Annotated in this window: 20 protein-coding genes; 16 read left to right on the top strand and 4 right to left on the bottom strand. The window is 62.5% G+C overall.

Going from position 1 to position 20501, the window contains the following annotated elements:
• Window positions 1–32 precede the first annotated feature (32 nt).
• Complete coding sequence (locus tag WGH93_RS05710) at window positions 33–1979, bottom strand: SurA N-terminal domain-containing protein (RefSeq protein WP_374763904.1); 1947 nt, start codon at window positions 1977–1979, stop codon at window positions 33–35.
• Between the two features lie 256 nt (window positions 1980–2235).
• On the opposite strand from WGH93_RS05710, the gene tpiA reads away from it, so the two are divergent.
• The 14 genes from tpiA to WGH93_RS05640 all read left to right on the top strand — a co-directional run bounded on the left by tpiA (window position 2236) and on the right by WGH93_RS05640 (window position 16006).
• Entirely contained in the window at window positions 2236–3000 is a 765-nt protein-coding gene (gene tpiA, locus WGH93_RS05705; RefSeq protein WP_374763903.1) for a triose-phosphate isomerase, read from the top strand.
• A gap of 138 nt (window positions 3001–3138) precedes the next feature.
• Entirely contained in the window at window positions 3139–3489 is a 351-nt protein-coding gene (gene secG / locus WGH93_RS05700; RefSeq protein WP_374763902.1) for a preprotein translocase subunit SecG, read from the top strand.
• A 120-nt stretch (window positions 3490–3609) separates the two neighbouring features.
• Entirely contained in the window at window positions 3610–5241 is a 1632-nt protein-coding gene (gene pyrG / locus WGH93_RS05695) for a CTP synthase (RefSeq protein ID WP_374763901.1), read from the top strand.
• Between the two features lie 103 nt (window positions 5242–5344).
• Entirely contained in the window at window positions 5345–6352 is a 1008-nt protein-coding gene (locus WGH93_RS05690) for a hypothetical protein (protein ID WP_374763900.1), read from the top strand.
• A 192-nt stretch (window positions 6353–6544) separates the two neighbouring features.
• Window positions 6545–7819, top strand: coding sequence for a phosphopyruvate hydratase (gene eno / locus WGH93_RS05685; protein WP_374763899.1), 1275 nt, complete (start codon window positions 6545–6547; stop codon window positions 7817–7819).
• A gap of 123 nt (window positions 7820–7942) precedes the next feature.
• Window positions 7943–8278 carry an FtsB family cell division protein gene (locus tag WGH93_RS05680; RefSeq protein WP_374763898.1) on the top strand — a complete coding sequence of 112 codons (336 nt, stop codon included), beginning with the start codon at window positions 7943–7945 and terminating at the stop codon, window positions 8276–8278.
• Window positions 8279–8462: 184 nt separating this feature from the next.
• Complete coding sequence (gene pdhA, locus WGH93_RS05675) at window positions 8463–9530, top strand: pyruvate dehydrogenase (acetyl-transferring) E1 component subunit alpha (RefSeq protein ID WP_374763897.1); 1068 nt, start codon at window positions 8463–8465, stop codon at window positions 9528–9530.
• Between the two features lie 5 nt (window positions 9531–9535).
• Window positions 9536–10942: a pyruvate dehydrogenase complex E1 component subunit beta gene (locus WGH93_RS05670; RefSeq protein ID WP_374763896.1), complete on the top strand. Its 1407-nt coding sequence runs from the start codon at window positions 9536–9538 to the stop codon at window positions 10940–10942.
• A gap of 14 nt (window positions 10943–10956) precedes the next feature.
• Window positions 10957–12297: a pyruvate dehydrogenase complex dihydrolipoamide acetyltransferase gene (locus WGH93_RS05665; RefSeq protein ID WP_374763895.1), complete on the top strand. Its 1341-nt coding sequence runs from the start codon at window positions 10957–10959 to the stop codon at window positions 12295–12297.
• Between the two features lie 9 nt (window positions 12298–12306).
• The gene (locus tag WGH93_RS05660; RefSeq protein ID WP_374763894.1) at window positions 12307–12663 is read left to right on the top strand and encodes a cupin domain-containing protein; all 357 of its coding nucleotides are present in this window, start codon (window positions 12307–12309) and stop codon (window positions 12661–12663) included.
• Window positions 12663–14063, top strand: a complete 1401-nt coding sequence (lpdA, locus tag WGH93_RS05655; RefSeq protein WP_374764036.1) for a dihydrolipoyl dehydrogenase — start codon at window positions 12663–12665, stop codon at window positions 14061–14063. Before WGH93_RS05660 ends, lpdA begins: the two co-directional genes overlap by 1 nt.
• 79 nt (window positions 14064–14142) lie before the next feature.
• On the top strand, window positions 14143–15078 hold the full coding sequence (gene lipA, locus WGH93_RS05650; protein ID WP_374763893.1) for a lipoyl synthase: 936 nt from the start codon (window positions 14143–14145) through the stop codon (window positions 15076–15078).
• 39 nt (window positions 15079–15117) lie between these two features.
• A complete protein-coding gene (locus tag WGH93_RS05645) occupies window positions 15118–15570 on the top strand; it encodes a type II toxin-antitoxin system RatA family toxin (RefSeq protein WP_374763892.1) in 453 nt (150 codons plus the stop codon).
• A 157-nt stretch (window positions 15571–15727) separates the two neighbouring features.
• The gene (locus WGH93_RS05640; protein WP_374763891.1) at window positions 15728–16006 is read left to right on the top strand and encodes a hypothetical protein; all 279 of its coding nucleotides are present in this window, start codon (window positions 15728–15730) and stop codon (window positions 16004–16006) included.
• A gap of 61 nt (window positions 16007–16067) precedes the next feature.
• Here the strand turns inward: WGH93_RS05640 and WGH93_RS05635 are convergent, their stop codons facing one another.
• The 3 genes from WGH93_RS05635 to WGH93_RS05625 are packed head-to-tail and all read right to left on the bottom strand — an operon-like array spanning window position 16068 to window position 18343.
• Complete coding sequence (locus WGH93_RS05635) at window positions 16068–16574, bottom strand: CinA family protein (RefSeq protein ID WP_374763890.1); 507 nt, start codon at window positions 16572–16574, stop codon at window positions 16068–16070.
• Window positions 16567–17097, bottom strand: a complete 531-nt coding sequence (locus tag WGH93_RS05630; protein WP_374763889.1) for a phosphatidylglycerophosphatase A family protein — start codon at window positions 17095–17097, stop codon at window positions 16567–16569. Before WGH93_RS05630 ends, WGH93_RS05635 begins: the two co-directional genes overlap by 8 nt.
• Complete coding sequence (locus WGH93_RS05625) at window positions 17087–18343, bottom strand: bifunctional 2-C-methyl-D-erythritol 4-phosphate cytidylyltransferase/2-C-methyl-D-erythritol 2,4-cyclodiphosphate synthase (protein WP_374763888.1); 1257 nt, start codon at window positions 18341–18343, stop codon at window positions 17087–17089. Before WGH93_RS05625 ends, WGH93_RS05630 begins: the two co-directional genes overlap by 11 nt.
• A 47-nt stretch (window positions 18344–18390) precedes the next feature.
• Between WGH93_RS05625 and dusB the strand changes: the two genes are divergently transcribed.
• Window positions 18391–19377 (top strand): tRNA dihydrouridine synthase DusB, encoded by a 987-nt coding sequence (gene dusB, locus WGH93_RS05620; protein ID WP_374763887.1) that lies wholly within the window; start codon window positions 18391–18393, stop codon window positions 19375–19377.
• Between the two features lie 32 nt (window positions 19378–19409).
• On the top strand, window positions 19410–20486 hold the full coding sequence (locus WGH93_RS05615) for a two-component system sensor histidine kinase NtrB (protein WP_374763886.1): 1077 nt from the start codon (window positions 19410–19412) through the stop codon (window positions 20484–20486).
• The last annotated feature ends 15 nt before the right edge of the window (window positions 20487–20501 follow it).

Genomic DNA, 20501 nt, shown 5'->3' with positions numbered 1-20501 from the left:
GCGTCCACGTCTGTCTCCTTCAATGCACAAGGTCAGCGCGTGGGGGCGCCACCGGTCTGCACGTCCACCACCTGATCGATCATGGCCTGGTTCACGGTGGGCTCAAAGCGGTCCAGCAGCGTATCCTGATACTGGCGCAGAAGGTCATCGGCGAAGGAGTCCCGCAACTGGTCGTGCAGCGCGTCCACCGCCGCCACATCGGCGAGCGGATCGCCGGGGCGCACGTCATCCACGCGCACGACCACATAGCCGTTGCCATCGGCCGCTCGTTCCAGCCCGGCTTCACCGTCGCCGAGATCATAGATCAGGGCACGGATATTCCGGGACAGGCTGGTATTTTCGCTGCGCGCGGTACGGGTCACGGCCTTGGCTTCGAACGAGGTACCGCCCATGTCCGCGGCGATTTCCTCGGCGGATTCGCCTTTTTTCAGCCGCTCCAGAGCGGTTTCTGCCAAAAGCCCGGCCTTTTCCTGCCGCTTCTGGTCTTTCCAGTCACGGATGACGGTTTCCCGTACCTGATCCAGCGGCTTTTCCGCGGGCGGCGTGACCTGTTTCAGGTCCAGCATGAACAGGCCCTGTTCGGCGTTGGAGGAATCCACATCGAAAAGGCGCGGGGCATCATCCACATGCATATCCTGCCAGGCTTTGGCGAGAATGCGGAACTCGGTGGGATCGGTCAGCTTGCGTGCCCCGTCCGGGCCCAGCCCGCGCCGGGTGACACTATCGACCCGCGCCACTTCCAGCCCCACCTTTTCCGCGGCCTTGGCAAGATCACCTTCCATCGCCACCGCGTCTTCCAGCTTTGGCAGGAAGTCGAACATGGTATCGATGGCGTTTTCGCGCTTGATGTCCTGCTTCAGGGTGTCGCGCACCTCGTCCAGGGTCTGGGTGGTGCCGGGCGTGATTTCCCCCACCTGAAAGACATCCCAGCCCGCCAGCCCTTCCATGGGGCGGGTCAGGCCGCCGCTTTCCAGGTCGAACACGGCGTCCGCGGCGGTCTCGCTGAAATCGGTGGCGAGGTCGTCGCGGGTCAGGTCACCCAGCGCGATTTCATCTTTGGAAAAGGCGGTCATGTCAGCGGCGGTTTCGGTGAAGTCCGCGCCCTGTTCCACCTTTTCGATAAACTGCTCCGCCTGTTCGCGGCTCTCAAGGCTCACCTGCCGGACAAAGCGCAGCTCCGGGTCGATGAATTCATCATAGCGGGCATCATAGGCCGCTTTCAGGTCTTCTTCATCCACCGTCACATCATCCATGAAGCGCCGGGGCGTGAGCAGCACATAGCTGTAGGAGCGTTGTTCGTCGGATCGATAGGCCTGCTTGTTGGATTCGTAATAGGTCTTGATATTCTCTTCATCCGGCTCCGGTACGGACTCCACGGCGTCGGCGGGCAGGTTGATCAGCGTGGCAAAGCGCCGCTCCTCCCGCCAGCGATAGAGCTTTTCCGCCAACAGGCGCGGCTGCGGGGCGGCGGCGGCCATGCTTTGCACCAGTTGGCTTTGCGCCAGCGAGCGCCGCAGGTCGCGGATGAAGTCTTTTTCCGTCAGGCCCGCGCCGCGCAGGGCCTGCCGCATCATTTCCCGGCTCAGCGTGCCGTCGGGCAGGGTGAAGGCATCGAACGAGGCCAGTTGCTCCGCCACTTCCCGATCCGTGGCGCGCATTCCCAGCGACCGGGTATGCTCGCCCACGGCGGTTTCCGCCACCATCTGGCGCAGCACCTGCTGATCAAGCTGGAAGGTCTGTATGATCTGCTCGGCATTCATCTCGCCGCCGACGCGGCCCTGAATGTCCTGCACGCGCTGCCGCAGGCGGCGGGCATATTGATCGGCGGGGATTTCCCGCTCCCCCACCGTGGCCACTTCATCGCCCACGCCGCTCAGTATGCCGGGGCCGATCCCCCAGATGGCGAAGGCGGCGATAAGCACGCCAAGCAGCAGGGTGACAAAGATGGAATCGAGTCCGCCGCGCATTTTCAGCAGCATGGTCTGAGCTCCCTGAAGACCGGGTCTCTCCCGGCCCCAATGGCCGGAAAAGCTGAGATGAAGCCGGATCGACACAAGCCGCCGCCCGGGATTTGGGCGCGCATCATAGTGAGAGGACCCCGGCGCGGCAACCCCAAGCGTGCGGGCGGATTTCACACAGGAACGGGCAGGGTGATGACAGTTCTTTCGGCCCATGGCATAACCACACGGACAACCGGCATTGTCCGGGTGGGAAAGATATGCGGGGGATCTGGTGATGGCGGCAAGACCATTGGTCGTGGGCAACTGGAAAATGAACGGGACACGGGCGATCCTGCCGGAAGTGGAAGCCCTGGCCCGCGGTGTGGCGCGCGCCGCTGGCGATGCCGTGGGCGTGGCGCTTTGCCCCCCGTTCACCCTGATCGACCGGATCGCGGCCCGGTTGGCCGACACCCCCGTGGCCGTGGGAGCCCAGACCTGCCATGTGGCCGAGAGCGGTGCGCATACCGGCGATGTTTCCGCCGCCATGGTGCGCGATCTGGGCGCCGTATATGTGATCGTGGGCCATTCCGAGCGGCGCAGCGATCATGGCGAGACCAGTGAGACCGTCGCCGCCCAGGTGCGGGCCGCGCTGGGCGCCGGGCTTGTTCCCATTGTCTGCGTGGGTGAGACACTGGCCGAGCGGGAAGCGGGCCGGGCCGAAGCCACGGTGAGCGATCAGCTTGACCGCAGCCTGCCCCATGGCATGGCGATGGAACGGCTGGTGATCGCCTATGAACCGGTCTGGGCGATCGGCACCGGGCGCACCGCTGACGTGGCGGATGTCAGCGCCATGCATCGCCATGTGCGGGCCGCTTTGATGGCGCGCTTCGGGCAGGCGGCGGCGTCGGTGCCGGTGCTGTATGGCGGCTCGGTCAAGCCGGACAATGCGGCGGGCCTGATCATCGCCGATGATGTGGGCGGCTTCCTGGTGGGCGGTGCCAGCTTGAAGGCGGCGGATTTTCTGGCCATTATCGACGGGGCCCGTGCCGTCGCCGAATAGGGGGCGCGGCGGGGCAGGCCGGGATTTTCCCTTGCCCAACCGGGGCGCCATGGGCTAGAAGCCGCACTTTGAAGACAGGTACGACCAAGCCGGGCTCCGAGCCGGGCCGGGCTTGAGCACTTTGCCAGGGGCAGAAACATGCAGGCGGTACTTCTTTCCATTCATCTGATCGTGGCCATTGCCATGGTGGCGCTGATCCTGATGCAGCGTTCCGAGGGTGGCGCGCTCGGCATCGGCGGCGGCAGCGGCGGTCAGGGCGGCATGACAAGCGCGCGCAAGCCCGCGGATGTGCTGTCCACCACCACCAAATGGCTGGCCGTGGTGTTCATCGCCAATTCCCTGGCGCTGGGCTGGCTGGCGGCCAACCGTGATGACGGCGTTGGTTCCGTGCTGGAACAGGCTGAGGAAAAAGCCAAGGAAAACAAGAAGGAAGAGGGCAATCAACTGCCCGACATGCCGACCCTGCCGGAAGACGAAGGCGGCGGTTGACCCGTTCCGCGCGGGTTCCCGGCGCGGTCTTCATTCTTGTGATGTCTTTGTACGTGCGGTTCGCCAGGGGCGTTCCCGCGCTTCCGGGCCGGGTGTGGCCGATCTGATCAGGTGGCAGATATGACACGTTTCATCTTCATCACGGGCGGGGTTGTATCCTCCCTGGGCAAGGGGCTTTTGTCCGCGTCTCTCGGGGCCCTGCTTCAGGCGCGCGGCTACAGCGTGCGACTGCGCAAGCTGGACCCCTATCTCAATGTGGACCCCGGCACCATGAGCCCCTATCAGCACGGGGAAGTGTACGTTACCGACGACGGGGCGGAAACCGATCTGGACCTGGGCCATTATGAGCGCTTTACCGGCGTGCCTTCCCGTCAGAGCGACAACGTCACATCGGGCCGCATCTATCAGCAGATCATCCAGAAGGAACGGCGCGGCGATTATCTGGGCGGGACGGTTCAGGTGATCCCGCATGTGACCGACGCCATCAAGGAATTCGCCACCGCCGAAGCGGACGGCATCGATTTCATCCTGTGCGAGATCGGCGGCACCGCGGGCGACATCGAGGCCATGCCCTTCATGGAGGCGTTTCGCCAGCTATCCGTCGAACTGGGCCGGGGCCGGGCGATTTTCATACATCTGACCCTGGTGCCATTCCTGGCCGCGGCGGGCGAACTCAAGACCAAGCCCACCCAGCACAGCGTGAAGGAACTGCGCTCCATCGGCATTCAGCCGGACATACTGGTCTGCCGCTCGGAACACCCGATCCCGGATTCCGAGCGCAAGAAGATGTCGCTTTTCTGTAACGTGCCGGAAACCGCCGTGATCCCGGCGCTGGACGTATCCACCATTTATGAAGTGCCGATTTCCTATCATGCGGAAGGGCTTGATACGGAGGTGCTGCGCTCCTTCGGGCTCGCGCATTCGCAGAAGCCGGATCTGGCCCGTTGGGAAGATATCGTTGGCCGTATCAAGGAGCCGGAAGGCGAGGTCACCATTGCGGTGGTGGGCAAATATACCGGCTTGCAGGATGCCTACAAGTCCCTGACCGAGGCGATCAATCACGGCGGCATCGCCAATCGGGTGAAGGTTCGGATCGAATGGATCGAGTCCGAGCTTTTCGAGCAGGAAGACGCCCTGCAGCAATTGGAAAACGTGCACGGAATCCTGATTCCGGGCGGGTTTGGCAAGCGCGGTACCGAGGGCAAGATTGCCGCTGCCCGCTTTGCGCGGGAACACAAGGTGCCTTTCTTCGGCATATGTCTTGGGATGCAGATGGCGACCGTGGAAGCGGCGCGCCATCTGGCCGGGATAGCCGGCGCCGGGTCCACCGAATTCGGGGAGCCGACCGACCCCGTGGTGGGGCTGATCACCGAATGGCTGCGGGAGGATGGCCGCATCGAGCGGCGGGACCGCGCGGGCGATCTGGGCGGCACCATGCGGCTTGGTGCCTATCCGGCCAATTTGAGGGATGAATCCAAAGTGGCCGAAATATATGGCGCGCGGGAGATTTCGGAGCGTCACCGCCACCGCTATGAGGTGAATATCGGCTATAAGGATCAGCTTGAGGCGGCAGGCGTGCTGTTTTCGGGCATGAGTCCCGATGGGCAACTGCCCGAAATTCTGGAGCTGCCCGATCACCCCTGGTATATCGGCGTGCAATTCCACCCGGAACTGAAGTCGAAGCCTTTCGAGCCGCACCCCCTGTTTGGGAGTTTCATCGAAGCGGCGGTGCATCAGAGCCGTCTGGTCTGATGCAGCGTTTCTTCTGTTGACCTGACCGACTCCATTAATTCGGCATCGATCTTGCTTGACCTTGGTGCGAAGACCCGACACTCTTGGCTCCGAGGCGGAAATCATGCGCAAACTGATCATCAGGCCTGCATCCCTGCTGTCCATTCTGGGCATTCTTGCCCTGTGCCTTCTGGTGCTCAGGCTGCTGGGCATTGTTCTGAACGTATCGCAGAGCGCCCAGGCCGCCGCGTCTCAGGCGGCGGGCAGTGCCTCTGGACAGGCGGCGAATGAGGCTGCGGCGCAGGAAAGCGATGCCGAGCGTCGCGCGCGGGAAAAGCAGGAGCGTGAAGCCGCTGAAGCGGCCCGCAAACTGGCGGAGCGCAAGGCAGAGGTAACAGCCAGGGTGCGCCAGACCCTGGGGCGGTTCGAGGGCGCGCCGCTGGCGACTCTTGCCGACCACCGGGGCGCCATATTGGCGACGCTCAAGGTGCATGATCGGTATTTCGATGACGACTCTCCCATGGCCGGAAGGCTGCTTCTGCTATCGGCACGAGCCTCCGCCACCAGCAAGCGCGATCCGGCGGAGACCGCCGCGCTGTGGAAGCGCGCTATTCCCCGTCTGTTTCCCGAACTGGATCGCCAGGAGCGTCTCGCCTTATTGATGCAGGCTGCCATTGCCACCGATCATGTGGGGGCGAGCGCGGCTGCCAATGGCTATTTCGAGCGTGCCCGTGCTCTGGCGCGCCATATCGGCGGAGACGAGGCGGGTGTCGAGGCGGAATTGCGGGTCTTGGCGGGGCGCCTGATGGCCGAGGGGGGCCGGATGGAATGGCGTGCGCTGCGAGATGCCCTGCGCGATATGCGCAAACTGGTTGAGGGCAAGCCGCTATGGACGCCGCTCAGCGTGACCGCTGATCTGCACGAGATTGCCATTCGGATGCGCCATCAGCCGGAAAGCCGGGAAAAGCGCCTGATGCTGTCGCGCCTTCAGCAGGAAATCATCATGGCGTTGAAGGTGTACCATCGGCGCGGCGAAACCCTGCCCGGCGATCTGGAGACCCGGCGTCGCCAGATTTTTTATGAACTGGCGGATCGCTATGACCTGAAAGAGCCCTTTCAGCCGGTCTTCTGATCGCGCGCGGTTCCACGCATCCGCTGCGGTGGCCGGTTTCAGGTGAAACCCTTTTTTGTCCCATCTGCGGGGCCTCGGCGCTTGAAGGTGCCGGATGCACGCGGTAACACTCCCACACAGGAACTGACGCAGGCTGGCGGCGCATGTGGCGCCGTCGGACTGGCGCGCGGATGGACAATAGGGGCAAGTCGAATGAGTGCAATCCTTGATATTCTTGGCCGGGAAATTCTGGACAGTCGCGGCAATCCCACGGTGGAAGTGGATATCCTGCTGGAAGACGGCGGCTTTGGTCGCGCGGCGGTGCCGAGCGGTGCCTCCACCGGTGCCTATGAGGCGGTGGAGTTGAGAGACGGGGACAAGGACCGCTACAAGGGCAAGGGCGTGCGCAAGGCCGTGGATTCGGTCAACGGCGAAATCCGGGATGCGCTGGTGGGCCTGGACGGTGAGGATCAACTTGCGCTCGATCAGGCGATGCGGGATCTGGACGGCACCGAAAACAAGGGACGGCTGGGCGCCAACGCCATTCTCGGTGTGTCCCTTGGACTGGCGCGGGCCAGCGCGGACGGGCTGGGCCTGCCGCTCTATCGTTATCTGGGCGGGCCACGCGCCCATGTGCTGCCCGTGCCGATGATGAACATCATCAATGGCGGCGAGCACGCGGACAATCCCATCGATGTGCAGGAATTCATGATTATGCCGGTGGGGGCGCCCTCCCTGTCGGAGGCGGTGCGCACCGGCTCGGAAATATTCCATACCCTGAAGGCGCTGCTGAAAAAGAACGGCCTGAACACGAGCGTTGGCGACGAGGGCGGCTTTGCCCCCAATGTGAAGGGCACGCGCGATGCGTTGGATTATGTGATGACCGCCATTGAGCAGGCGGGTTACAAGCCGGGCGACGATATCATGCTGGCGCTGGATGCGGCGGCCACCGAATTCTGCGAGGATGGCAGCTATCACCTGAAAGGGGAGGGGCAGACCCTCGATAGCGACGGCATGGTGAAATACTGGCAGGATATGGTGTCCAATTATCCCATCCTGTCCATTGAGGATGGCATGGACGAAGATGACTGGGACGGCTGGAAAACCCTGACGGATGCCATCGGCGACAAGGTGCAGCTTGTGGGGGACGACCTGTTCGTCACCAATCCGGCCCGGCTTGGCGATGGTATCCGGCGCGGTGTGGGGAACTCCATTCTGGTGAAGGTGAACCAGATCGGCAGCCTGTCCGAAACCTTTGACGCGGTGGAAATGGCGCACCGGGCCGGTTATACGGCGGTGATGTCCCACCGTTCCGGCGAGACGGAGGATTCCACCATTGCGGATCTGGCGGTGGCCACCAATTGCGGCCAGATCAAGACCGGTTCGCTGGCCCGTTCCGACCGGCTGGCCAAATACAATCAGTTGATTCGGATCGAGGAAGAATTGGGCAGCGTGGCCCGCTATGCTGGCCGGAACGTTCTGCGCTAGGCTGCCTTTGCCCGGCCTGTAGCTTTTTGGGGCGGCGCCCGGCCTGTGGGGTGGGCGCCGTTTCTTCCCGTTTTCCATTCTTGGGGCTTGATTCGTCGAATCGCTTGTGCGACGATTCGAATCATGAAAACGGGGCTGCGCATAAAACGCCATGTGAAAGATGTCTGGCTCGCCGGTGTGTGGCTGGCGGTCATGGGCTATTTTGCCGTACATGCGTTTCAGGGCGATAACAGCCTCAGCGTTCTGAAAACGCTGGAGGCGCGGGAATCGGCGCTAGCTGAAAAGGCGGCTCATTATCAGGCCACCCGCGCCCGCCTTGAGCGCCGGGTTTCCCATCTCGGCGGTTCACGGATCGACCCGGACCTTCTGGATCAGCAGGTGCGGGCCAAGCTGGGTTTCCAGCATTCTGACGAAGTGGTGGTCTTCCTTCCCGATTTATCTACCTTTGGCGAAAGCTGATTAACCAGAATTGGTTAATCCTGTTTTGGCTAGTTTCTACAGCAACTTATCTATCCTTGCATTCCTTCAATTGAGTCGCTATCGATTGAAGCCGTGCATGAAAGCCGATCGGCTTCGGCGGCGGCGGTGACCTTCACCCCTGCCGTGCAGATGGGCCGATCCTTTATTCTTTTGGGGATAGTCGATGGCTGAGAAGAAAGCGGATAGCAAGACCAGTGCTTCCGGCAGCTCCCGGCGGCGTGCGAGTGGCCGTTCCAAGACGGCTCCGGCGGCGGTGGAATATGAAGCCAGCAATGAAGAGTTGCTGGCGTTTTATCGTGACATGCTGGTGGTCCGTCGGTTCGAGGAAAAGGCCGGCCAGATGTATGGCATGGGCCTTATCGGTGGTTTCTGCCACCTGTATATCGGGCAGGAAGCCGTGGTCGTGGGCGCGCAGCACGCCCTCAAGGATGGTGACACGGTGATCACCGGCTATCGGGATCACGGCCATATTATGGCTGTGGGTGCCGACCCCAAGGAAGTGATGGCGGAGCTCACCGGGCGCAGCGGCGGATGCTCGCGCGGCAAAGGCGGCTCCATGCACATGTTCTGGCCCGAAAAGGGCTTTTATGGCGGTCATGGCATTGTGGGCTCGCAGGTGTCGCTTGGTACGGGGCTGGCTTTCGCCCACCGCTATCGCGGCGACGGGGGTGTCACCCTCAACTATTTCGGGGACGGGGCGGCCAATCAGGGCCAAGTGTATGAGAGCTTCAACATGGCGGCCCTGTGGGATCTGCCCTGCGTCTATATCATCGAGAACAACCAATATGCCATGGGCACAAGCGTGGCGCGCGCCAGCGGCCAGACGGACCTGTTCCGGCGCGGTGAAAGCCTTGGGATTCCGGGCAAGTCGGTGGACGGCATGAATGTTCTGGAAGTGCGGGCGGCCACGGCTGAAGCGGTGGAACACTGCCGCAGCGGCAAGGGGCCGTTCATTCTGGAAATGAAGACCTATCGCTATCGTGGCCACTCCATGTCCGATCCGGCGAAGTACCGCTCCAAGGATGAAGTGCAGAAAATGCGCAAGGAACGCGATCCCATCGATCAGATCAAGGAGCGCATCCTCAATGCCGGCTTCAAGACTGAGCAGGAGTTGAAGGATATCGACAAGCAGGTGAAGGCCGAGATCGCCGAGGCGGCGGATTACGCCCAGGGAAGCCCCGAGCCGGACCTTTCCGAACTCTATACCGACGTGGTTGCCGAAGGAGTCTGAGCACTATGGCCATTGAAATCAAAATGCCGGCCCTGTCGCCGACCATGGAGGAGGGGACTCTGGCCCGCTGGTTGGTGAAAGAGGGTGATACGGTAGAGAATGGCGACATTCTCGCCGAGATCGAGACCGACAAGGCCACCATGGAGGTGGAGTCCATCGATGAGGGCACGGTTGCCAGCATCCTGGTGGATGCGGGCACGGACAATGTGAAAGTGGGCACCCCCATTGCGGTTCTGGCCGAAGAAGGCGAAGACCCGGAAAAAGTGGGCCTTGAGGATGCGTCGGCTCCGGCTGGCGCACCCGGTGGCGGCGACAGCGAAAAGGTCGCCGAGACGGGCGATGACGAGCAGGGCGCCCCCACGCCAGAGGCCGCCGCGGATACGGCCCCGCCGCCTTCGGACCCGGAAATTCCCGAAGGGACCGACATGACGGAGATCACCCTGCGGGAAGCGCTGCGGGACGGTATGGCCGAGGAGCTCCGCCGGGATGATAAAGTGTTCCTGATGGGCGAGGAAATCGCCGAATATCAGGGCGCTTACAAGGTCACGCAGGGGCTGCTGGATGAATTCGGCCCGGATCGCGTGGTCGATACCCCGATCACGGAGCACGGTTTTGCCGGGCTGGCCGTCGGGGCCGCCATGACAGGTCTGCGCCCCGTGGTGGAGTTCATGACCTTCAACTTCGCCATGCAGGCCATTGACCACATCATCAATTCCGCCGCCAAGACGAAGTACATGTCCGGCGGGTTGATCGAATGTCCCATTGTGTTCCGCGGGCCGAACGGGGCCGCGGCGCGCGTGGCCGCACAACACAGTCAGAACTATGCAAGTTGGTATGGGCATGTGCCGGGCCTGAAGGTTGTCGCACCCTATGACGCTTCGGATGCCAAGGGGCTTTTGAAGGCCGCCATCCGCGACGACACGCCGGTGGTCTTCCTGGAAAACGAGCTGCTTTACGGCGAAACCTTCGACATCCCCCAAATGGATGACTGGGTGATTCCGATCGGCAAGGCCAGCGTGAAGCGCCGGGGTGCGGACGTGACCATCGTGGCCTATTCCATCGCCGTGGGGGAAGCCCTGAAGGCGGCGGAGGCCCTGGCCGCGGAGGGAATTGACGCGGAAGTGATCGACCTGCGCACCATTCGCCCGCTGGATATGGCCACCGTCATCGACAGTGTGAAAAAGACCAATCGTTGCGTTGTGGCGGAAGAAGGCTGGCCGCAGTTCGGTGTGGGGTCGGAAATTTCCGCACGCCTGATGGAAGACGCCTTCGATTATCTGGATGCGCCGGTAACGCGCTGCACGGATGCGGATGTGCCGCTGCCCTATGCCGCCAATCTGGAAAAGGCGGCGCTCATCAGCAGCGACCAGATCATCACGGCGGCCAAGGCCGTCTGCTACGCCGACAGTTAAGGGGACAGTGAACGATGGCCATTGAAGTCAATATGCCGGCCCTGTCGCCGACCATGGAAAAAGGCACACTGGCCCGCTGGCTGGTGAAAGAGGGCGATACGGTGGAGAATGGCGACATTCTTGCCGAGATCGAGACCGACAAGGCTACCATGGAGGTGGAGTCCATCGATGAGGGCACGGTTGCCAGTATCCTGGTGGAAGCGGGAACGGACGATGTGCCGGTGGGGGAACTGATCTGCCTGCTGGCGGAAGAGGGTGAAGACCCGGCGGACGTGCGCGCACAGGGTGCGGGCAAAGGCGGCGCAGATAATGCCGCCGATGCCGGAACCCCCGCCAAATCGGAAGAGGGTGACACGGCGCCGAAAGCGGATACCGCCACGGCACCGGCGCCGGATGCAAAGGCCCCCGCCGCGCCGGAAGATGCCAAGGGTAATCGCGTCAAGGCGTCTCCGCTGGCGCGCCGCATGGCCGCGCAGGACGGTATTGACCTTGCCAGCCTGACGGGCAGCGGCCCCAAGGGGCGCATCATCAAGCGCGATATCGAGGCCGCCCGCAAGGGCGAGGCCAAAGCGGCCCCGGCAGAGACGAAAGCGCCAGAGGCATCGAAGCCGGCCGCTGCCGCCGCACCGGCGGGCGATGTGCCGGTTTATCCGCCGCATGACGACATCCCGTACCGGGAAGAGAAACTGTCGAACATGCGCAAGACCATTGCCAAGCGCCTGACCGAATCCAAGCAGACCGTGCCGCACTTCTATCTGACCATTGAGTGCGAGCTGGACACGCTGTTGGCCCAGCGCAAGGATCTGAATGCCAAGCTGGAAGGCACCGGCGCCAAGCTGTCGGTGAACGATTTCCTGATCCGGGCAAGTGCGTTGGCACTGAAAAAAGTGCCTGCGGCCAATGTGCAGTTCGCCGGGGACAAGATGTACTGGTACGAGCGCCAGGACATTTCCGTTGCCGTGGCGATCGATGGCGGCCTGATCACGCCTGTGGTGCGGGATGCCGGGTCCAAGGGCCTCAAGGAAATTTCCGAATCCATGAAGGATCTGGCAGGCCGGGCCAAGGAAGGCAAGCTGATGCCGGAAGACTATGCCGGGGGCACCTTCTCCATCTCTAATCTCGGTATGTTCGGGATCAAGGAATTCGGCGCCGTGATCAACCCGCCGCAAGGGGCCATTCTGGCTGTCGGCGCCGGGGAGCAGCGCGCTGTGATTAAGGATGGTGCCGTGGCTCAGGCCACCGTGATGTCCTGCACGCTGAGCTGTGACCACCGCGCCGTGGACGGTGCCGTGGGGGCGCAGTTCCTGCAGGCATTCAAGCAATATGTGGAGGACCCGATCTCCATGCTGCTCTAGGAGCGGGCCGTGAAAATCGCGCTCAAGGACAAGTTGGCCGCCTTTGCGGATACCTGGTCGCCGCGCACCGTCGCACAGGTGGACGACCACGCGGTTCGGCTTGCCCATCTGGAAGGCGATTTTGTCTGGCACGCCCATGCGGACGCGGACGAGCTTTTTCTGGTGCTGGATGGCCGATTCCGAATGGATTGGCGGGATGGCGCCGAGTGGGTCGAGACCGGTGAAATGCTGGTGGTGCCGCGCGGAGTGGAACACAAGCCGTTCGCGCCGGAGCGGTGCTCGGTGCTGCTTTTCGAGCGCGAGGATACCGTTAATACAGGTGATGCGGCGGACCCGCGCACCGTGACACAAGCTGAGAGGATCTGATCATGGCCGAGAGTTTTGACCTTGTTGTGGTCGGGGGCGGCCCCGGTGGCTATGTTTCCGCCATTCGCGGTGCACAATTAGGCCTGAAGACCGCCTGTATCGAGCGGGAACATCTGGGCGGCATATGCCTGAACTGGGGCTGCATCCCCACCAAGGCGCTGCTGCGGTCCAGCGAGGTGCTGCATCTGGCCCAGAACGCCAAGGAGTTTGGCGTCAAGGCCGAAAATGTGTCCTTTGATCTGGATGCCATGGTCAAGCGCAGCCGTCAGGTGAGCGGCCAGTTGACCAGCGGCGTGCAGCATCTGCTGAAAAAGAACAAGGTGACGCATATCGAAGGCGAGGCCAGCCTGACGGGCAAGGATAGCCTGTCGGTCAAGGGCAAGGACGGCAAGACGCAGACGGTCAAGGCCAAGCACATCATTCTGGCCACCGGCGCGCGGGCGCGGGAACTGCCGCACCTGAAGGCGGACGGCAAGCTGGTCTGGACCTACAAGCACGCGCTTCAGCCCAATACCATGCCGAAGAAACTGCTGGTTATCGGATCGGGGGCCATCGGCATTGAATTTGCCAGCTTCTTCAATGACCTGGGAAGTGATGTGACGGTTGTGGAGATGATGGATCGCATTCTTCCGGTGGAGGACAAGGATGTGTCCGCCCATGCCGAGAAGAGCTTCAAGAAGCAGGGCATGACCATCAGGACAAAGGCGTCCGTTACCGAGCTGAAGCATGGCAAGGAGTCCGTGACCGCCACCATCGACGCGGGCGGCAAGAAATCCGAAGAAACGTTCGATCGGGTCATTCTCGCCATTGGCATTACCGGCAATGTGGAAGGTCTGGGCCTTGAGGATCAGGGTATCACGGTGGAAAAGGGCCATGTGAAGATCGATCAATGGGGCCATACGGGCATGGGCAACATCTATGCCATCGGTGACCTGGCCGGGGCGCCCTGGCTGGCCCACAAGGCGAGCCATGAAGGCATCGTGGCCGTGGAAAAGATCGCTGGTGTGAAAGGCGTTCATCCCATGGATATCGACAACATACCCGGCTGCACCTATTCCCGCCCGCAGGTGGCCAGCGTCGGCTTCACCGAAGAGCAGGCGAAGGAAAAGGGCCATAAGGTGAAAGTGGGCAATTTCCCCTTTATGGGCAATGGCAAGGCCATCGCGCTGGGGGAACCGGAAGGCTTCATCAAGACCGTGTTCGACGAAAAGACCGGGGAGCTTCTGGGCGCGCATATGATCGGTGCGGAGGTAACTGAGCTGATTCAGGGTTATGTGGCCGCCCGCAAGCTGGAAACCACCGAAGAAGAGCTGATGCACACGGTCTTCCCGCATCCCACGCTATCGGAAATGATGCATGAATCGGTGCTTGACGCCTATGGTCGGGCGATCCACTTCTAAGCCAGAACATACCGGGCGGCGGCCCCTGCCGGGCGCTGCCGCAAACCGGGACCTCACCCCGTCGAAAGGCTGAAAAGGCATGAACGAACCGGTCACGCCGAAGAAGGACGATGCCATCCCGCGCAAACCGGAATGGATTCGGGTCAAGGCGCCCACATCCAGGGAATTTGCCGAGACCCGGAAGCTGATGCGGGCCAAGAATCTGCACACCGTCTGTGAAGAGGCGGCCTGTCCGAATATCGGTGAATGCTGGCAGAAGCGCCATGCCACGGTGATGATTCTGGGGGACACCTGTACCCGCGCCTGCGCCTTTTGCAATGTGAAGACCGGGCGGCCCAATCCGGTGGACCCGATGGAGCCGAAGCATACGGCGGAAGCCTGTGTCACCATGGGGCTGAAGCATATCGTGATCACGTCCGTGGACCGGGATGATCTGGAAGACGGTGGCGCTGATCAGTTCGTGAAGGTGATCGCGGAAATCCGCAAGGCCAGCCCCGATACCACCATCGAAATTCTGACCCCGGATTTCCGCAACAAGCCGGGCTCGATCGAAAAGGTGGCGGAGGCGAGACCGGATGTGTTCAACCATAATCTGGAAACGGTGCCGCGGCTTTATCCGAAAATCCGCCCCGGCGCCCGCTATTATCATTCATTGAAACTTCTGGAGCGCGTGAAGCAGGTGGACCCGGCCATTTTCACCAAGTCCGGCATCATGGTGGGGCTTGGGGAAGACCGCCTGGAAGTGGGGCAGGTGATGGATGACATGCGCTCGGCGGATATCGATTTCATCACCATTGGTCAGTATCTTCAGCCCACGCGGCGCCACGCGAAACTGGATCGGTTCGTCACGCCCGATGAATTCAAGTCTTATGAGCGGATGGCGAGGGGGAAGGGATTCCTGATGGTGTCCGCCACACCCCTGACTCGGTCCAGCTATCATGCGGGGGATGATTTCGAAAAGCTGCGGGCCGCGCGGGACAAGAAGCTGGCGGGCAAACGGGCCGCGTCGGCCTGAGCGCAATACCGCTTCTTTCCGCGCCTGAGGAGGTGACCTGTGCCGCGTCATCGGCAGAGACAGCATTTGCCCTATAACCGGGAAGATCTGTGCGCCATGGTGGGTGACGTGCGCCGTTATCCCGAATTCCTGCCCTGGTGTCTGGGGGCGCGCGTTTATAATGCGCGCCCGGATCGCTTTGATGCGGACCTGATCATCGGGTTCAAGATGTTCCGTGAAAAGTTCACCAGCCGCGTCTATACTCAGTGTCCGGATCGCATTTATGTGGACTATATCCGCGGGCCGATGAAATATCTCTATAATGACTGGCGCTTCATCGCGCAGGACGATGGCAGCACCGTGATCGATTTCGAGGTGGATTTTCAGTTCAAGTCCCGCTTGCTGGAAAAAGCCATCGGTGATGTGTTCACCAAGGCCACCAATCGCATGGTGGACGCATTTCGCACCCGTGCGGACGCGCTGTTCGCGGACCAGCAAAAAGCCGCGGACTGAGGTGGTGCCCCTGTTTTTCACCCGGCCCCATTCAACCGCCACGCCTTTTCACCCTGCTTGCCTGCGCGGCCATGTTCGGTCATGCTGAAGCCATGCAGCGCCGGGCGTGATGATGCCCGGCCCGCCACGGTTATATCTTCAGGGGGAGACACATCTCATGAGCGATTTTCTGCATCGCCTGGCTCAGGAACTGCGGGGCCGGGAGCAGCATCTGGAAGACCACAACACGCATCCCGCCTTTGAGCCGGATAGGCAGGAAAACCTGCGCCAGCAATATGAAAATCTGTTGCAGGAATTGCAGCAACTTTCCAGCCGGATCGAAGCGGCCCTGAAGGAGGGCGGCCAGGTGGACGAGCATTTTGAAAAGGAAATTGCCGAACGGGGTCATAGCCTGAAGGTGGAGGTGGACGCCTTCGTGGACGGGATGAAGAAATAGGGACGGTACGAAGAAACAGACCGCGCCCTGAAAAGGGAAGCGCGAGCCGGCACTGGCCTGGTCAATCGGCCAGATCGCCCCGGCATTTCTGCAACAGCGCCATCAGGCCGTCCACCACGCTAAGCCGCCGCACCTGAGAGCGGCCCTTGTCGCCATAGCTGCGGTAAAATCCGTCCGGCGTGCGGCCCTGCGTGGCGGTGGCGAACCATACCAGCCCCACCGGCCTTTCCGCCGAGCCGCCGCCCGGCCCGGCGATCCCGGTAATGGCCAGCGTGATATCCGCCCGCGATTCACTCAGCGCGCCATAGGCCATTTCCTTGGCCACCGGTTCCGATACGGCCCCGAACCGCCCCAGGCTTTCCGACGACACCCCCAGCATCTGTTGCTTGGCATCATTGCTGTAGGTGACAAAGCCCCGGTCCAGCACGTCGCTGGACCCGGCAATGGCGGTAAGCGCCCCCGACACCAGCCCGCCGGTGCAGGATTCCGCGGTTGCGATCATCCAGCCGCGACGGCGCGCGGCGTCCAGAACCTCGGCGGCAAGATCGGTGATTTCCTGATCAAACATGGAACGCTCCCATCATATAGAGCAGAACAAGGCCCAGCGCGGCCATCAGCCCGGCCATGAGGTCATCCACCATCACCCCCGTGCCACCCCCAATATGCCTGTCCATCCAGCCTATGGGAAAGGGTTTCCATATGTCGAACAGTCGAAACAGGCCGAAAGCGACCAGCAGCGGCGCGAGGGCGGCCCACCCAACGGGCAGTCCCACAACCGCCACCGGCACAAGGGCCAGCCACTGCCCGAAGACTTCATCGATCACCACTTCCGGCGCATCATGAATGCCGCTCAGACGCTCCACCTGGCCAATTATGGTAACGGATACGGTTGATCCAAAAACCACAAGGCCGATCAGCTCCCCCGGCGTCATGCCGGCCCGCAGCATGAAATAGCCCAGAATCACGGCGGCCAGCGACCCCCACGTGCCGGGGGCTGGGCGCATCAGGCCCGCCCCGAACCAGACCACCCACCAGAAGAAGGGGGAGCGATACCGCCCCTGCCAGCCGCCAAGGTCGCCCTTATGCCCCATCCGGTGCCTCCAGCGGCAGGCGCACCGTGGCGGTGGCATTGGCCGCGATGCCTTCCCGGCGACCGGTAAAACCCAGTTTTTCGCTGGTGGTGGCCTGCACGCTGACCCGATCCGGTGAAAGCCCGGCAATCCGGGCGATACGCTGGCGCATTGGGGCGTTGTGCGGGCCTATTTTCGGCGCTTCCGCGATCAGCACAAGAGCCAGATGGGCGATCATGCCGCCACGCGCCCGCACCCGTTCGGCGGCGAAGCGCAGGAAGCGGTCGGACGATATGCCCGCAAGGGCCGGGTCGCTCGGCGGGAAGTGCTGGCCGATATCCCCGTCCGCCAATGCGGCGAGCACGGCATCGGTCAGGGCGTGCAGGGCCACATCCGCATCCGAATGGCCCTTGAGCGCGCGGTCATGGGGAATGGCAACACCGCCAAGTATCACATGATCGCCGGGGCCGAAGGCGTGCACATCATGGCCGTGGCCCACGCGAATATCCTGCAAACGCATCTGCACCAGCGCCTCGGCCCGCTGAAAGTCCCGTGACTCGGTGATCTTGAAAGCGGCCTCCGATCCGGTGCATATCCTTACACCGTATCCGGCGGCCTGGAAGACCCCCGCATCGTCTGTGAAATCCTGTCCCTTGGCGGCGCGGTGCGCGGCCAGGAGGGGGGCGAAGGGAAAGCCCTGCGGCGTTTGAACGCGTACCAGCCCGTCCCGGTTCACCGCGCCTGTCACAGTTGTGCCGCTGACCGATTTCAGGCTGTCCGCCACGCTGAGCGCGGGGATCGCGCCCTGTGTGTCGGAAATGGCGGCCCGCAGGCCGTGGATCATGGCCGCGTTTATGAAGGGGCGCGCCGCATCATGGATCAGTACGGTGCGGGGCGCGGCGGCACTCAGCGCTTCAAGCCCGCGGCGCACGCTTTCCTGCCGTGTGGCGCCGCCGACCACCAGCGGAGTGGTGCCATATCCCCATTCGTCCAGCAGGGCGCGGGCGTGGTCAAACATATCCCGGTGGATCACCAGGAGGATCGGGGAGCCCTCCGGGCAGGCGGCTGTGAGATGGTCCAGACAATGAATCAGAACAGGGCGCCCGGCCAGCATGTGGTATTGCTTGGGCAGGGCGCCGCCCGCGCGCTGCCCTTCACCCGCGGCCACCACCACCACGCCCGGCGCATCGCCATTATCAGCGCCGCCGACTGCATTTGCTGCGGCATGTGGGAATTCGTTCTGGTCTTGGGGCATTGTTTCTGGCATAAGGTGCCCAATTTTTAGGCATGATCCATTGAAAAGGGATTGCTCCCATGGCTCTTAGCATTGGTCCCGTTGAAATCAAAGACCCGGTATTCCTGGCCCCCATGTCGGGCGTGACCGATCTGCCCTTCCGTCGGCTGGTCAAGCGCTTCGGGGCGGGGCTTGTGGTGTCCGAGATGATCGCCAGCGAGGCGATGATCCGGGAAAACCGCAAAACCCTGAAAATGGCCAGCAATACGCCGGATGAATTTCCCATGTCCGTGCAGCTTGCCGGGTGCGAGGCGTCCAAGATGTATGAGGCCGCCCGCCTGAACGAGGATCGCGGCGCTGCCATCATCGATATCAATATGGGCTGCCCCGTGAAAAAGGTGGTGAACGGCCATGCGGGGTCCGCCCTGATGCGCGATCTGGACCATGCCGGGGACTTGATCCGCGCCACGGTGGATGCGGTGTCCTTGCCGGTGACGCTGAAAATGCGGTTGGGATGGGATGACGACAGCTTCAATGCCGACCAGCTTGCCCGCATCGCGGAAGAGGCGGGCATCAGAATGGTGGTGGTTCATGGCCGGACACGCTGCCAGATGTATCGCGGCCATGCGGACTGGAAAAAGGTCGCTCGCGTCAAGCAGGCGGTGGACATTCCGGTCATCGTCAATGGGGATATCAACACGCTGGACGATGTGGATCAGGCCCTGGCGGATTCCGGCGCGGACGGGGTGATGCTGGGCCGGGGCTGTTATGGCCGCCCCTGGTTTCCCGCGCAGGTGATTCACTATCTCAGTACCGGCGAACGGCTGGGTTCCCCCTCGATCGAGGAACAGCTAGAGACCGTGTTGGGCCATTATCAGGCGATGCTGGACCATTACGGCGATCATGCGGGTATGCGCATGGCGCGCAAGCATCTGGGCTGGTACACAAAGGGGCTGCGCGGTTCCGCCGAATTCCGCCAGATGGTGAACAGTCTGGACGATACGGACGCGGTGAAGCGGGCGCTGGAAGATTTTTACACACCTTTGTTCGAGCGATCGGCTGCCTGATGGCCTCACACGCCGAAATAACAGGGGCGGCCATGCCCCTCGGTTCGGCGGAAAGCCCGGAAGGGGATGCCGCCGCCATTCTGGCCAGCCTGCCGCAGGCGTTGCTGGTCGTGGGCGCCGATGACCGCATCATCAGCCTGCATGGTCAGGCGGACATGATCCTGGCCCGGCCTCGTGGCGGATTGAAGGGGGCGCAATTGGCGTCTGTCGAGGGGCTCGGCCCGATGGCGTTGCCCATGGTGGCGCGATCCCGTCGGGAACAGGCGCCGTTCAGCCAGATGGATGTGCCCTTGAGTGCGGGGCTGGAAGGGCATCAGCGCTGCGATCTGACCACCAGTCCGCTGGGCCAGGACCGTGTGTTGCTGATGATCCAGCCGCGCCGCATCCGGTCCATCGCGCAAAGCCGGGATGAAGTGGAAGGGGCGGCCCGATCCGTGCGCGGGCTGGCTTCCATGATGGCGCATGAATTGCGCAATCCGCTGGCCGGGATACGGGGGGCGGCCCAGTTGCTGGCGCGCAAGCTGGGGGCGGGCGACCGTCACATGACCGATCTGATCAGCCGGGAGGTGGCCCGCGTGGAAGGGCTGGTGGACGAACTGGAACGGTTCGCCCCCATGGCGGTCACTGATATGGCGCCGGTCAATGTGCATGAGGTGCTGGATCATGTGGCGGATCTGGCACAGGGATGGCAGGGGGCCAGGCTGGATGTGGTTCGTTTGTATGATCCATCCCTTCCCCTGGCCCATGCATCGTTTGACCGCCTGGTTCAGGTTTTTCTGAACTTGGTGAAGAATGCCAGTGAAGCCCTTGATATGAGGGGAGAAATTACCCTGAGAACCGCCTACCGTCATGAAGGGGTTCTGCTGCGTGGACCCGATGGCACCCAGCGCCGTGTTCCCCTTGAAATCTGCGTGGAGGACAGGGGGCCCGGCATTCCGGCGGATATCCGCCCGCACCTGTTCGACCCCTTCGTGTCCGGGCGGGATGGCGGCAGCGGTCTGGGGCTGGCACTGGTGGCCCGCTACATAACCGATATGGGCGGAACGGTGAGTGTGGCTGACCGCTCTGGGGGCGGCAGCCGATTCAAGGTGCGCTTGCCACAGGCGTGACAAAGGCGCGAGGCG

Origin of the sequence: Yunchengibacter salinarum (assembly GCF_037658235.1) — a bacterium.
Classification (GTDB): Bacteria; Pseudomonadota; Alphaproteobacteria; order Sphingomonadales; family Kordiimonadaceae; genus Yunchengibacter; species Yunchengibacter salinarum.
The sequence above is the reverse complement of the archived record's forward strand: the minus strand, read 5'-3'. Positions and strand labels throughout refer to the sequence as shown.